This is a genomic window from Flammeovirga sp. OC4, assembly GCF_000812565.1.
Taxonomy (GTDB): Bacteria; Bacteroidota; Bacteroidia; order Cytophagales; family Flammeovirgaceae; genus Flammeovirga.
Window position 1 is genome coordinate 142403 of record NZ_JTAM01000004.1, and the last position, 15642, is coordinate 158044.

Annotated in this window: 12 protein-coding genes; 5 read left to right on the forward strand and 7 right to left on the reverse strand. The window is 36.3% G+C overall.

The annotated features are described in order from the left end of the window. Window positions 1-6: 6 nt before the first annotated feature. A complete protein-coding gene (locus tag PL77_RS04815; RefSeq protein WP_044202285.1) occupies window positions 7-507 on the forward strand; it encodes a methylated-DNA--[protein]-cysteine S-methyltransferase in 501 nt (166 codons plus the stop codon). On the opposite strand, the gene PL77_RS04820 is transcribed toward PL77_RS04815, so the two are convergent. From PL77_RS04820 to gpmI, 7 genes are all read right to left on the reverse strand, one after another. Beyond that, window positions 504-1169, reverse strand: coding sequence for a hypothetical protein (locus PL77_RS04820; RefSeq protein ID WP_044202287.1), 666 nt, complete (start codon window positions 1167-1169; stop codon window positions 504-506). The genes PL77_RS04815 and PL77_RS04820 overlap by 4 nt on opposite strands. A gap of 29 nt (window positions 1170-1198) precedes the next feature. After that, on the reverse strand, window positions 1199-2998 hold the full coding sequence (locus PL77_RS04825) for a chemotaxis protein CheA (protein ID WP_044202289.1): 1800 nt from the start codon (window positions 2996-2998) through the stop codon (window positions 1199-1201). 107 nt (window positions 2999-3105) lie between these two features. Then, window positions 3106-3465 carry a response regulator gene (locus PL77_RS04830; protein ID WP_044202290.1) on the reverse strand — a complete coding sequence of 120 codons (360 nt, stop codon included), beginning with the start codon at window positions 3463-3465 and terminating at the stop codon, window positions 3106-3108. A 20-nt stretch (window positions 3466-3485) separates the two neighbouring features. Then, window positions 3486-4043, reverse strand: a complete 558-nt coding sequence (locus PL77_RS04835; protein WP_052444180.1) for a chemotaxis protein CheW — start codon at window positions 4041-4043, stop codon at window positions 3486-3488. Between the two features lie 70 nt (window positions 4044-4113). Next, complete coding sequence (locus PL77_RS30265; RefSeq protein ID WP_052444181.1) at window positions 4114-9636, reverse strand: PAS domain S-box protein; 5523 nt, start codon at window positions 9634-9636, stop codon at window positions 4114-4116. 193 nt (window positions 9637-9829) lie between these two features. Beyond that, complete coding sequence (locus PL77_RS04845; protein ID WP_044202291.1) at window positions 9830-10594, reverse strand: ParA family protein; 765 nt, start codon at window positions 10592-10594, stop codon at window positions 9830-9832. A gap of 198 nt (window positions 10595-10792) precedes the next feature. Further along, entirely contained in the window at window positions 10793-12316 is a 1524-nt protein-coding gene (gene gpmI / locus PL77_RS04850) for a 2,3-bisphosphoglycerate-independent phosphoglycerate mutase (RefSeq protein ID WP_044202292.1), read from the reverse strand. 282 nt (window positions 12317-12598) lie between these two features. Here gpmI and PL77_RS04855 point away from each other — a divergent pair, with 282 nt between their 5' ends. The 4 genes from PL77_RS04855 to PL77_RS04870 all read left to right on the forward strand — a co-directional run bounded on the left by PL77_RS04855 (window position 12599) and on the right by PL77_RS04870 (window position 15589). Further along, complete coding sequence (locus tag PL77_RS04855; protein ID WP_044202293.1) at window positions 12599-13060, forward strand: hypothetical protein; 462 nt, start codon at window positions 12599-12601, stop codon at window positions 13058-13060. 100 nt (window positions 13061-13160) lie between these two features. Beyond that, complete coding sequence (locus tag PL77_RS04860) at window positions 13161-13811, forward strand: hypothetical protein (RefSeq protein ID WP_044202295.1); 651 nt, start codon at window positions 13161-13163, stop codon at window positions 13809-13811. Window positions 13812-13923: 112 nt separating this feature from the next. Beyond that, a complete protein-coding gene (locus tag PL77_RS04865) occupies window positions 13924-14265 on the forward strand; it encodes a hypothetical protein (protein ID WP_044202296.1) in 342 nt (113 codons plus the stop codon). 106 nt (window positions 14266-14371) lie between these two features. Next, the gene (locus tag PL77_RS04870; RefSeq protein ID WP_044202297.1) at window positions 14372-15589 is read left to right on the forward strand and encodes a pyridoxal phosphate-dependent aminotransferase; all 1218 of its coding nucleotides are present in this window, start codon (window positions 14372-14374) and stop codon (window positions 15587-15589) included. The last annotated feature ends 53 nt before the right edge of the window (window positions 15590-15642 follow it).

A 15642-nucleotide genomic window follows, 5' to 3' on the forward strand; every position in this document is an offset into this window, starting at 1 on the left:
AAAAATATGGAAACTGTTTTCAGAGATTATATTGAAACTCCTCTAGGACTTATGGTGGTGGAAGCCACTCCTAGGGGAGTTTCAAAAATTCGTTTTTTAGAAGAAGGAGAAGAAATCATTGATGATTTACCGAACCCACATACTATGGACGCTATCGAGTGGATCGATAATTACTTTCAAGGAAATAGCAAATTAGGGTTTGACTTTTCTATTGATTTGTCGGGCACAACATTTCAAAAACAGGTTTGGAAAGAACTCTGTAAAGTAAAATACGGTACTGTTGCTACTTATCTTGATATATCTGAAAGAATTGGAAATCCTAAAGCAATTCGCGCGGTTGGTGCAGCTAACGGCCAAAATCCAATTGCATTGGCAATTCCCTGCCATAGAGTCATTGGAAGTGATGGTACACTCACTGGGTATGCAGGCGGATTAGGTAGAAAAAAATGGCTTTTACAACATGAAGGGTACATCAAATATGGGCAAGAACAACTCAGCCTTTTTTAACCAAAAAAACTTTTAAAGAATCCTTTTTTGTCCTCTTTCTTATCATCATCCTGCTGACCAACAAATGCATTTTCAATATCAAAATTCCTTACAAATGGAATTAAGGTTTCATCAAACATGCAAATCAGCTCTAAATTAACTCTAGACTTAAAAGCTCCTAATTCAGCTTTCAATGCATAAGAGACGTTCATGACTTCTTCCTTTTTATGAATAAATTTATCAAAGTTTTCCAAAGACATTTCCTGAATAGCAGGAACATGACCATACATTGTATTATTGAAAAGATTGGCAAACTTTGTCACAAATGCAGCGATTAGGATATTATCTAATTCCAATAACATTGCCTCTCTCATATGTTTCTTTCCCCACTCAGTTCTAGGTAATGTCTTTTCTATAATTCCCTGTTCATCTTCTCCATGTACTATAAGCATGGTCTCTGCTTTCATATCACCTACAATATCTGTTGTCAATACAAATAGATCTTCTTTATAATCTTGACGCAATAGTTGTTCTTTAGATAAATCTTTAACTTCAATCACATTCCTTACTAAAATTTCATCTTTTAGAACGGTAGACAGAGCACTGGCTACATTTCCTAGTGCAATATTTGTTATATCATTTATCAAATAAGATTTCTCTATTGAAAACTGGGATTGAAACATAATGAATTCTTTCTGGTATTCTAAGTTAATTATACAGTTGCAAAAGTGGGTTTAAATAAAAATTCAGATATATCGTTAGCATCTAATACAAGACAAACATTTCCATTACCTAAAATTGTAGCTCCACTGATAAAACGAGCATTTTCTACAGGTTTACCCAATGGTTTTTCGATAATTTCTTTCTGTTGTAGTAATCGATCCACTACAAAACCAATCATCTTATTATCAACTGAAACCACTACAATATTAATTTTAGCTTCAGGGTCTTCTATCTGATCAAAAGAACGGTGAAGCAATTGTGGGTTTTGAAGTTCTTCATTGTCTTTGCAGTCAAAAATATCTCTCAAAAACATCACTGTAATAGTATCATCCAAATGTGAAGTAACTAAACCACTACCTACTTTGTGAATTGAAGATTTTTTGACAGAAATAACTGCCTCTGTAAATGATAACGGAATAGCATACTCTGTATTGTTGATAATAAAAAGTAAAGCTGATTTTACAGCCATTGAAGAAGGCAAACTGAGACTAAACGTAGTTCCTTGTCCTAATACTGTTTTGATATTTATTTTTCCACCGACAGCATCAACTGCTTTTTTGACAACATCCATTCCTACTCCCCTACCACTCACTGAAGTGACATTATCAACACTTGAAAAACCAGGTTCAAAAATAAACTTCACCACATCATCATCAGAAAGGGAGGCGATAGCCTCTGGTGTAGCGAGGTTTTTCTCTACTACTTTTTTCCTGATTTTGTTCGCATCAATACCATATCCGTCGTCATTTACCTCAATAATCACATACTCCTTATCAGACGTTGCTCTTAGTTGAATGGTACCTTGCTCTTTTTTCCCTTTCTTTCTTCTTTCTTCAGGGCCTTCTATTCCATGACTTACCGCATTACGGACTAAGTGAATCATAGAATCACTAATAATCTGTAATACATTTCTATCAATTTCAATTTCTGTACCTTGAAGATCAAGGTTCACCTTTTTATTTTCAATAGAAGCTACATCACGTACAATACGGTGAAACTTATGAAATAAAGCACCAACTTGCACCAATCGAACTCCCATTACAGAATATTGTAAATCAGAAGTAATTCTATACAAACGGGTATATTCATTCGTTACACCGACACTTGCACCTTGAGCTATAATTCTATCTTTTTCAATAGCCAATTCCCCTACTAAATTCAATAAAGTATCTAGTTTGGAAACAGGAACCTGAACAAAATCAGAGAAGGTAATTTTTGATTTCTTCTCTTCTTCATCCATAAACTCATCGGCTAAAGGAATACCAATTGGAACAGGTTGTTCTGAGGCTAAGGTTTCTTTTTGACTTTCCGTTAATTCTTCCTCCAACTGTTTTTGGAGGGTTGCTTCTATTTCCTTGTCTTTTTTTTCTGACGACTCACCTCCTTGCGTATGCTCGTATTCAATTTCACCTTTTAAGTTTCGAAGGATTACTTTGAGCTTGGCCCGCATTCCTTTATAAGGTACTTTTTTATCGACCTTCACACCTTCAATCATTTCTCCAAGCTTATCAATCGCTTTAAAGAGATCATTAAAAACCATAGAGGTCAACGTAATGTTGCCTTTTCGAATTTCACTGAAAATATCCTCCAACAGATGCCCAACGGAAGCGACATCTTCGAATCCCATAGCCGCAGCATTACCTTTGAGGGTATGGATTATTCTAAAAATAGCTTCTGTTGCTTCTCTATCAGCATGATTTTTTTCCAGCTGTGTAAATAACCTGTTGAGCTGTTCAAAACTATCCTGAGCTTCGGCGAGAAATATCTGTTTAAGTTCTTCTTCTTTCATTCGTGTAAGTACATAATAAGTACTGAGTCAAAATGGACTGAACGCGTTTTTAAATATTCTTTGTATAAAAGAATAGCACATTCAATCACTTTGAACTGGTACTTCAATTAAATAATCTGACCTATTGCTTCAGTCAACTGCTCAGGAGTAAATGGTTTCACTAAATAGCTATCCAACCCTAGGTTCATACCTTCATCAATCACTGCCTGTTGTCCAACAGCACTAATCATTATAATTTTAGAAGTAAGGTCTTCCTCTTTTAGTGTTTTTAAAATATCGAGCCCTAACATATCAGGGAGAATATTGTCCAATGTAATCAGGTCAGGTTCTGAGTCTAATGCTAGGTCTATCGCTTCTTCACCGTTTGATGCTTGTCCTATTACTTCAAACCCCGCTTCTTCTAATGCGTCCTTGATAATAGAACGCATGTACAAAGAATCATCAACTATTAATACTTTTTTAGCCATGGGTAAATAAACATTAAATTTTAAATCTTCGACCCTATAACAGTTTTCAGGTCTTCTTTTGTGATAATCTTAAAGATGTCTATCAAAATGATCAATCGATCTTCAATCTTAATAATACCATTAATATAATCTTGCTCTCCGTGCATTTCTGTTACTACGGCGGGCGTGTAATCAATATCCGTATCCGCTACAGATAAGGTATTAGGGACATCTTTTACTAAAATAGCCATATTGAATTCATGACTTTCCACTACAAGTGTATAGCCGCTGGTCTCATTAATGGTTTTATTGAGCGAAAACTTATCTTCCAAATCAATAATGGCCAATATATTTCCTCTGATATTTGCAACACCACGTACGTAAGAAGGTGTTAGAGGTATTTTCGTAATTCGAGGAGTGATCACAACTTCTTTGATTTGGTCTATCCGAAGTCCATACTCTTCCTCTCCTAGTCGAAAAACAATAATGTTACTTTTTTTTTCTTGCTCATCATCAATGGTCACTTTAGCCATATCTAGAGCCTCAGCAATTCTTTCTTCTTTTGATGGAGATGCATTGCTTGGTTCTTCCACATTCATAATAATGAGGTCGTTTTTAGGATAATTATTTAAGGAAGGGGCGTTTGAAGTGTAACGCCCCTGTCTACTATTATTTTAATTTAAACTTACCAACTCCCTCTTTCAATTGGGAGGCCACTTGGTTAAGTTCTTCCGATGTTTCACCCATCTCTTTCACTGATCCAGACATTTCATCGGCAACACCTGCCACGTTTTTAGTTCCAGCGGCGGTATCTTCTGATACAATTACAATTTTCTCAATATTTTGAACAACCGAGTCAATTGAACCTTTCTGAGTATCTGTCGCTTCCAATACGTCTTTTGACAGTTTCAAGGTTTCTTCACTAGAGTCTAAAATGGTTTTGAATACCTCTGATACATCTTTTGTGGCACCGTTCCCCACTTTTACAGACTCTTCCATTTTGTCAATGGCTTTTGTTGCTAACCCAACGTCTTTCTGAACGTCTTGGATTACTTTCTCAATACCACCAGCAGATTGTCTGGAATCTTCAGCCAGTTTACGAATTTCTTCGGCAACGACTGCAAAACCTCTACCTGCATCACCTGCTCTGGCGGCCTCAATAGCGGCATTCAGTGCGAGTAGGTTGGTTTGTGATGCAATGTCTGTGATTACGGTTAGTGCTCTGGAAATTTCTTCTGATCGTTTGGCCAAGATTTCAATAGATTCAGATGTAGATCCCGCAGAGTTTTCAATGGCATTCATATTTTCTACCAAGTGCTTGATGATCATCATACCATTTTGACAAGACTCCATACCAGATTCAGCTGATCGGTTAATGACGTGTGCCTTATTACCGGTGTCTTCTGCAGCTGATAGAATCTCATCTACCAATTTCGACGATTCATCCGTTCTTGCTACCTGTTCTAACATACCAGATGATATATCCTGAATGGCTGATACCACCGTACCTGTAGATTGATCCATGATCCCAAACTTCTGTTTCATTTGATCCGAAGACCCTGCCACTGTATTCGACATCTGTTCAATTTCAAGCAATAGACTTTGTAATCCATCCAAGGCTTCGTTTAGACCTTGAGCCATTTGCCCAATATCACCAGCAGCGTGTCCTGTAAATCGCTTCGATAAGTCACCTTGTGCCATTGATTTGGTTAGCCCTTGGAACTCTAGAATTGGTTGTGAGATAGAGATCAATAAGTTGTTGAAGGCATCGGCTAATTCTTTCCATGCACCTTGAGCGCTTTCAATTTCAAGACGTTCACTCAGCTTACCTTGTTCACCTGCGATTTGCACTACTCGGTTAATTTCTGTAATGAAGTTTTTGAGGTTATCTCTCAATGACCTGTTGTTTTCGATCATTCTACCGATATCTGAATCGAGGTTGATATTACCTAGATCAATCTTTGCATCAAAATTACCTTTCGCAAGTTCATCTAAGAAATCAGAGAGTGCATTATAGGCCGTTTTAAATTCGGTAACATCTGAAGCATATTTCACTACTTTGAAGATTTTACCTTCTGCATCTTCAATTGGATTATAAGTGGCTTGCAGCCATATTTCTTTACCCGATTTATGAACACGCTTATACTCTCCACTATCAAAGACTCCGTTTCTCAGTTTTTCCCAGAAGTTTTTATATTCAAAACTTGTCGCATATTCTGATTCCACAAAGATGCTGTGATGTTTACCCAATATCTCTTCTTTACGATAACCTGTCGTGGTTAAGAAGTTATCATTACACTCTAAGATATTACCTTGAAGATCAAATTCTACGGACGCTTGTGCTTTAAGAATCGCATTGATTTTACCTCGGTTTTCAGCGTTGGCTAATCGTCTTTGCGTTACATCCTCCGCAATTTGTACTACTTTATAGTAATTACCTTCATGGTCTTGAACTGGGTTATAAGTAGCTTGTAACCAAATTTCTTCTCCTGATTTATTCAATTGTTTGTAGACATCTCTATCAAACTCCCCTTTACGAAGCTTACTCCAGAAATTTTTATATTCTTGAGAAAGTGCATATTCTTTTGGTACCAATTTACTGTGGTGTGCTCCTACCAACTCACCTGTATTGTATTGCGTATTTTGACAGAAGATATCATTACAATCAAGGATGTTTCCAGATAGATCAAATTCAACACGCATGTAACTCGCATCAATCGCTGCAATCTTACCGCGGTTATCAGCATTGGCAATTCTTCTTGCTGTAATGTCGTTGAGGTAAGCTACAATCTTCACATAATTACCATCATAATCCTGAATTGGGTTATAAGAACCTTCTAACCAAATCTCTCGACCATCTTTAGTGATACGTTTGAAAGAATCTACGACATACTGTCCTTTCTGTAGTTTTGTCCAGAGTTCTTTGTTTCGAAGAACGGTATCTTGATCAACACCAACGATGACATCATGTGGGTTATTCAAAACTTCTCCTTCATTGTACCCCATCACTTCGAGTAATGTATCGTTCATGGCAGTGATTTCTCCTTCCATAGAAAGCTCCATTACACCTGACGATTTCGAAATCGCTTCATCTAAACCATCTTTTTCAACTTGTTGGTCCATTTGAGCAGTTACATCGAATCGAATACCAATATATTTGATCGGTTTACCCTCTTGATCCAATACCGGTGCAATCGTTGCATCAACCCAGTAATAACCACCATTTTTCTTCTGGTTACGGTATTTCACTTTGAAAATTCGACCTGCTTGAATCGTTTCCCAAAGCTCCTTGAATACTGCCTTCGGTGTTGAAGGGTGACGTACAATATTATGTGGCTGCCCTAATAATTCTTGTTTGGTATAACCTGATAGTTCTGCAAAAGTATCATTCACAAAAGTAATGTTACCATACAAGTCTGTTTCTGACATCAGAGCGGCTGAATTAAAGGCTACTACTCTTGATTCTAACTCATTCTTTAAAGCTTCTGCTCTACGTTGGTTTTCGATTTGTTCAGTAATATCGGTAGCGTATTTCACTACTTTCATTGTCTTATTGTTCAAATCAAAGATTGGATTATAAGTAGCTTGTAACCACATTATACTTCCATCTTTCTTCACCCTTCTGTAAACTCCTTCATCATGAACTCCTTGTTTCAGTTTATCCCAGAAGCGTTCATATTCAACCGTATTGGCGTAATCTTTTTCGACCAACATTCTGTGGTGTTGTCCCTTTAACTCGGATTTAGTATAACCTGTAGTTTCCTCGAACAAATCGTTACAATCCTGCATCACTCCATCTAAATCAAATTCTACTACGGCCTGAACATTGCCAAGGGCTGCAATTTTTGCTCGTGTTTCGGAGTTTCTTAGACGTCTTTCTGTTACATCTTCTGCAATTTTTACAATTTTGTAAACTTCGCCTTCTTGATTACGAATAGGATTATAAGTAGCCTGTAACCAAATTTCTTTCCCTCCAGCAGCTTTACGTTTGTAGACATTCTTATCTGCTTCTCCATTCCTCAGCTTATTCCAGAAATTCTTATAATCTTGCGATTGACCATATTCCTTTTCCACCAAATTGACATGATCCAAACCTATCAATTCGTCTTTATTGTAACCTACTCCCTCAGAGAACAAATCATTACAATCAAGAATACAACGGTCAAGATCAAATTCAACACGCATATAACTCGCATCTATTGCGGCAATTTTACCTCGGTTGTCTGAATTGGCCAATCGACGTGCAGTTACATCTTCTGCTATTTTTACGATCTTATAGACATTTCCTTCAAAATCTCTAATTGGACTATATGTAGCTTGTAACCAAACCTCTCTTCCGCCTGCTACTTTACGTTTGTAGACGTTCTTATCTGCTTCTCCATTTCTTAGCTTATCCCAGAACCTCTTGTATTCCTGAGATCTTCCATACACTTCATCTACTAAATTGATATGATCTAATCCTATCAATTTCTCTTTTGAATAACCAACACCAATACTGAACAGCTCATTGCATTCAATAATACGACGATCAAGATCAAACTCCACACGCATATAACTCGCATCTATTGCGGCAATTTTACCTCGGTTGTCTGAATTGGCCAATCGACGTGCAGTTACATCTTCTGCAACTTTAATGATTTTATAGATGTTTCCATCGTGATCTCTAACAGGGTTATAAGATGCCTGTAACCAAACTTCTTTTCCTCCTGCTACTTTACGCTTGTAGACATTCTTATCCGATTCACCATTTCTCAGTTTATCCCAGAAAGTTCTATATTCTTGTGATCTTCCATACACCTCATCTACTAAGTTGATGTGGTCCAAGCCAATCAATTCATCTTTTGAATATCCTACGCCTTCGGCAAATAGGTCATTACAATCAATGATTCGGCGTTCCATGTCAAATTCAACACGCATGTAACTCGAATCAATTGCCGCTACTTTACCTCTGTTATCAGCATTGGCTAAACGTCTTTCGGTTACATCTTGAAGGTGAGCGATTACTTTCGCAATATTTCCATCGTAATCTTTCACTGTATTATATGTACCTTCAAGCCATTTGACATCTCCATTGACATCTATCCTTTTGAAGGTCTCTTTTACAGCTTTACCCGATTTCAATTTCTCTTTTCGGTTATTATCAATCCTAATATGATCAGATTCTTTAGGAACAAGTATATCATGGTTTTTGCCCACAAGATCATGCTCTCTATAACCTAGATAATCCAAGAACATCTGATTCACAACAGTAATATTTCCATCCATATCCATTTCAAGGATACCATTAGAATTTGATATTACTTCTTGTACAGCCTCTCTTTCTTTTTCATTGTCCATTTGGTCCGTTACATTAAAACGGACACCAATATATTTGATTGGCTTTCCTTCGGCATCTAGCACTGGAGCAATTGTAGCCTGTACCCAATAGTGACTCCCGTCTCTAGCTAGGTTTCTATAAGTACCTTGGAATATTTGTCCATTTTGAACTTTATCCCACAACTCTTTGAATAGTGACTTTGGATTTGCCGGGTGTCTAACTATACTGTGGGGTTTACCTATTAATTCTTCAGGCGTATAACCTGATAGTTTAGCAAAGGTTTCGTTTGCAAAAGTAATGGTTCCGTAAAGGTCAGTTTCTGATACTAAAGCTGCAGTGTGAAATATGTTAACGGTAGATTCCAGCTCACTTTTAATGTTTGAGAACTCTTGCTCTTTAAGTGCAGTATCAGTGACGTCTATGCCTAATAAAAGGTACTTATAAAGCTTATTATTTTCATTATAGATAGGTGAAATCGTCACTTCCATCCACGCAGATCCTCCTTCTTTTGTTAGGTTTTTAGTCGTACCTGTATAAGTTTCACCTTTCTTTACAATACTAAGAACACTGTCAGAAAAGTGCTTAGGAGTCTCCGGAGAAAGGATTTTAGACAAAGGTTGATCAAACAGTTCTTTGGGTTTATAGCCTAAAAACTGAGCAAAACGGTCATTACATGAAATAATTGTACCGTCTAATTCGGCTTCAGCAACCAGAATTGTTTTGTTTAAAGCTTTTGATTTTTCACGAAGCTGAAGGACCTCTTTCTTTAAGTCACTACAATCTTCATTTTGAATTTTTTTGGGTCTTTCATTTCCAGCAGAGGAATCGTCGCGGCTTAACAAACGATCCTTCTTGATATTATCTCCTAGTGCCATATTAGAGCTATTTTGAAACGGGTAATTTTATGGGTTATAAAGAAAGTCTAAAGAACTTTCATTACTTGGTTTTAGAAACTTAGATTAACTTCCTAAATTAAATTACGACTTTTTCAAAACAATATTATGGTACTGTTTGTTTGACTAGGAATATTTATATAGATACTTCAAAAATCAAATTTGAGAATTCACTTTAGGGTAAAACTGATACCAATTCTCTCGCTACTCTCATATATGCCATAGCTCCTACTGAAAGCGGAGCATAATCATAAATAGATTGTCCAAAGGATGGAGCCTCCACTAATTTAACATCGATGCCTATGTAATTTTCAAATACTCTGATACCAAAGTTTTCTTTGATATGCTTATGGATTTCATGGGTCACCGTTCTTCTTGTATCAAACATAACAGGTAAAATACCTAGAATTGTAAGCTTATTATTCAGTGTTTCCTTAATCTGAAAAACAGTTTCTAGTATTTGAGAGAGCCCTTGCATACTTAGGACTTCCATTTGCAAAGGCACAAAGATATGGTCTGAAGCTGTAAGGGCATTAATACTTAAAATAGATAATGCAGGAGCACAATCAATCAAAATAAAATCAAATTTGTCTCTGACCTTATCTACTGCATTTTTAAGAATAAACTCTCTTTGATCAGCATTCACCATATTGACTTCTGCATCAGCTAACGATACATCCGAGGCGGCGATGTATACCTTTTCTCGCTTTATGGCTATTTCTTTCAAATTGGCATCTTCAGTCAAAACATGAGTCACTGATTTTTTATATTCATTCTGAATTCCAAAATGAAACGTCATATTTCCTTGAGCATCCATGTCTATCAGTAATACCTTATTACCTAGCTTTCCCAAAGCTACACCAAGGTTGGTGGTGGTAGTAGTTTTACCTGTTCCTCCTTTCTGATTTACAATAGCGATAACTTTTGCTTGACGCCCCATATACTAAATAAAGTCTTTCTTTTCTGATTGATATTTTTAAAGCCTCCAAAGTGATTCATTTTTCATGAATTTTCCTCTGATTGATGAAGTTCGAAAAAAAACTTAAATAATTAAAGTTCAAACTATTTTATTTCAAAATAAAAAGGCTACCCATTACTGAGTAGCCTTTACGAAATTTATTTATGAATTACTTAATAATTAGATTAAGCAATCTCCTGTCATTTCTTCTGGTTGATCCACACCAACAATTTTCAATACTGTTGGAGCGATATCACCTAACTTACCGTCTTTGATTTCACCATCAAAATCAGGATCAACAAAGATACATGGTACCAAGTTAGTAGTATGTGCTGTGTTTGGAGAACCGTCAGGGTTTCTCATTACATCTGAGTTACCGTGGTCAGCAATAACGATTGATGAATAACCGTTATCTAAACCAGCTTCAACTACAGCTTTAGCACATTGGTCAACTGCTTCACATGCTGCTACTGCTGCTTCGAATACACCGGTATGACCTACCATATCAGCGTTAGCGAAGTTCAAGCAAACAAAGTCAGCTTCACCTTTTTGTAATTCAGGAACAATTTTGTCTCTGATATCACCTGCACTCATTTCAGGTTTTAAATCGTAAGTAGCTACTTTTGGAGAAGGAGCTAATAAACGAGTTTCACCTTCGAATTCTTTCTCACGTCCACCAGAGAAGAAGAATGTCACGTGAGGATACTTTTCAGTTTCAGCAATTCTGATTTGCTTTTTACCAGCACCTTCTAATACTTCACCTAATGTTTGTGATAAATTATCTTTATGGAATAATACATCTACACCTTCGAATGTCTCATCATACATTGTCATTGTAAGGTATTTGATGTCTAATTTCTTAGTTCCACCCTCTTCAATATCTCTTTGTGATAAAGCTTGAGAGATTTCACGACCACGGTCAGTACGGAAGTTGAAGCAAAGTACTACGTCACCTTCTTCGATTTTCGCCACTGGCTCACCGTCTACTGTATTTACTAATGGCTTCACGAATTCATCCGTTACATCAGCATCATAAGAAGCTTGGATTGCATCTTGGATGTTTGTTACTTTTTCACCTTCAGCATTTACCATTACGTTATACGCCAATGCTACTCTTTCCCAACGGTTATCTCTATCCATTGCATAGTAACGACCAACAACTGAAGCAATTTGACCAGTAGTTTTAGCCATGTGCTCTTCTACGTCAGCAATAAAACCTTTACCTGACTTAGGGTCACAGTCACGACCGTCAGTGAAAGCATGAACGAAAACTTGATCTTTATCAAAACCTGCTGCACTTGCTGCAGTTAATAATCCTTTTAAATGTCCAACGTGAGAGTGAACACCACCATCAGAAACAAGACCCATAAAGTGAACTTTTTTGTTGTTCTCTTTTGCATAAGTAAATGCGTCTTGTAATTCTTTGATATCAGCGATAGAACCATCTTGAACAGCTTGGTTGATTCTTACCAACATTTGGTATACAACACGACCAGCACCAAGGTTCATGTGACCTACTTCAGAGTTACCCATTTGTCCTTCAGGAAGACCAACAGCTAAACCAGAAGCCTCTAATTTACTATGCTTATATTTGTCATATAATGAATCTACGAAAGGTGTATTTGCTTGTGCAATAGCAGACACTTTAGGATCAGGACCAATTCCCCACCCGTCTAAGATCATTAAGATTGTTTTCTTGTTCATGATGATAATTTTATCGTCTTCTTTTTATAATAAAATGAATGCCGCAAATATACAGTTTGTTGTGAGTTATATAAATGATATTCATCACAATGTAAGTACAAGTTTGAGGTTTTTAAAGTGTCGAAAAAACCTTTATGAGGGCATTTTTACAAGAATTATGAAGTACATAATTCACTAATTAAAATAGAGAAGTTATTCTTGAAATAGTCCTATAAAGTTCCGTTGTTTTAGTGTATATTAGGCGTATCAACTACACTTATATATTAACCCTTATCACATCTTATGAATATTATACCAAAAGCACTTATTGTCGTCTTCTCTATTTTTTGTTTTTTAGCTTGTGAAAATGCGGATATTGCTAACACTGCCTCTGCAGTAGAAGGTAATTATCTGGTTACATCTATCTCTGCAAAAACAGGACAAGGACAATCTTCGTCACAATCGTTGACCAGTAATGATGTTATTACTCTAAGAAAAGCAGGTGATAGAACAGTAGATGTATACACTTCTATTCAATCTGTTTCTGTAAAGCTTGGTTCTTCTCAAGAAGATTTCCTTAAAAAAGTATACCCTGAGGTACTGGTGGAAGGCAACTTAGAAAATGGTTCGTTTAAATTATCAAAAATTGTCAATTACGATACAAATGCTGCTATCAGTGGTTCAATTGGTGATGATGGTCGTTTAACTCTCTCGTATCGTATCTCTGGAACTGAGTTTTTCTCTATTGTAGCCATGAGAAGGTAAATCTTGCATCATTTTTGACGTACATCTTCTAACATTGTTTAGATGAAACCCAAGTCTAGACAATATTGAATCTATAATTATGATCATATATTAAACTAGTATGAAAAAACTTTTAATTCTATTCGTCTTTTCTTTAACTGTTTTTACGTCATGTAGTGACTCTGTAGATGATGCAGTCAATAGTATTATCGATACCATAATTTCTTATGGAGAAGCTTCTGCTAAAATAGACGGTACAGATACAAATCTGAATAACTATGCAGGATTCAGAACTTCGGCAAATATCACTTCTATCTATTTTTCAGATATCAAGTTTGATATTACAAACACTGACTTAAAAGGTGATGCAATTCTTTGTTTCTTACATTCTGACTTAGTAACAGCAGGAAGTAACATCAACATTTCCCTTTCTAATATTCTTCAGATTGGAGGAGATGTTAAAATGGCAGGTGTTGGAGTTTTATTCTTAACTGATGTGTCAGCTAAGGACCTTTTTGATTTAGTTTCTGAGTACAATAACAGTCAAAGCGTTGTGAATGTAATTCAGATTGCAGGACAAAAGGATATTTCGGTAAAACAAGCTTCTGTAGCTAATATCTTGAATGGTTATATCAACTTTAGCTTTACTGATGTTTCAGAAGATAAATTATCAGGTACTTTCAGCTTCAAAGCATTTGGTTCTGATAATACTTCAGTGGAAGTAACTGAAGGTACTTTTACAGATACACCTAAAGACCTTACGAATCTTTAAGCGATAAAATAACTTCAAAAGTGGCGTTTAAGAGCATTAAACGTCACTTTTTTTTATGCCCATTTTTTAGTAAATTATAGAGCGCCCAATTAACAATAAAACATCCCATAACATGCTCTATTTACTATTCATCGCCTTCCCAATTCTTACCCTTTTTTCTCCACAAGAAAAAGAAAAAAACAACACCTCCAAAGTGCTTTTTGAAGTCATCAATTATGATGCTCAACAACTGAATGGACTCGAACTGGAAATCTATGATGACGAGCGATTGATTGCTCGTCTTAACACAAAAAACATCACCGCTATATCTTTACCGAAAGAAGAATATGAATTCATTCTTTACTATTGTAATGAGGTCTTTAGTGTAAAAAAAGAAGTTGTTGCTCAAAGGCATCATTTGGTGTTCGTAGTGGGAGAGAAAAATTGTAAAGAAAACTTACTATTCAGTAAATAATCACAATGATTGGTATTTAATACCTGAAAAGAAAGGAAGTATTCATTCTAAACCTTAATTTCGCAGTCTACAATCTAGATTCGAGGATAAAAAATTAGTAATTAGAATGGAATCAAATACTGAAACAAAACTTACCTTATCAAATCGATTTGATAATATTACAGAGTCTGCCACTTTAGTGATGGCTGTAAAAGCAAGAGAACTGCAAGCTAAAGGTGTCAACGTAATCAAGTTGAACCTTGGTGAACCTGACTTTGCCACTCCACAATATATTCAAGACGCAGCCAAAGAGGCAATTGATGATGGTAAGTATTTTTCGTATCCTCCAGTACCAGGTTACCCTGAGTTAAGAACAGCTATTGCAGAAAAATTGCAAACTGAAAATGGTTTGGATTATAAAATGGAAAATGTGGTGGTATCTGCGGGTGCAAAACACTCCATTGCCAATGTAATGCTAAGTATTCTCAACGAAGGGGACGAAGTTATTGTATTCTCTCCTTATTGGGTTTCTTACACTGATCAGATTGTGCTGGCAGGTGGTAAACCTGTTATCCTAAAAGGAGAAATCGAAAATGACTTTAAAGTTTCTGCTGAACAATTAAAAGCGGCAATTACCCCAAAGACAAAAGCTATATTATTCTCTTCACCTTGTAACCCTACTGGAACTGTTTTCACCAAAGAGGAGTTAAGAGAGATTGCTGACGAAGTGAAAAAGCATGATGATCTTTATATCGTTTCTGATGAAATTTATGAATACATCAACTTCGGTGGTCCTCACGTAAGTATTGCTTCTTTTGACGACGTGAAAGACCGTACAGTAGTAGTGAATGGATTTTCTAAAGGTTTTGCAATGACAGGATGGAGAATTGGCTATATCGCCGCTCCTGTTCATGTAGCAAAAGCTTGTATCGTTATCCAAGGTCAAGTGACTTCGGGTATCAATACCATCACTCAGCGTGCTGCTTTAGCGGCATTGAAAGGTGATCGCTCAGTGATTGAAGAAATGAGATCGGCTTACTTGAGAAGAAGAGATTTATTAAAAGGACTTTTAGATGGTATCGAAGGAGTAAAAACCAACCTTCCACAAGGAGCATTTTACATCTTCCCTGACTTCAGTTCTTATTTCGGGAAATCATTCAATGGTAAAGTCATCAAAGATTCTTCGGATTTAGCATTATACTTCTTGAACGAAGCACATGTTTCTACGGTAGCTGGTGCTGCATTTGGTGCACCAAATTGTATCCGTATTTCTTATGCTGCATCTGACGAAGAACTTGTAGCTGCTTGTGAAAAAATTAAAGTAGCTTTAGCAAATTTGAAATAATTATGAAGAGGTAATTCATGAAAATGGATTACCTCTTATCCTAAACTATTGAT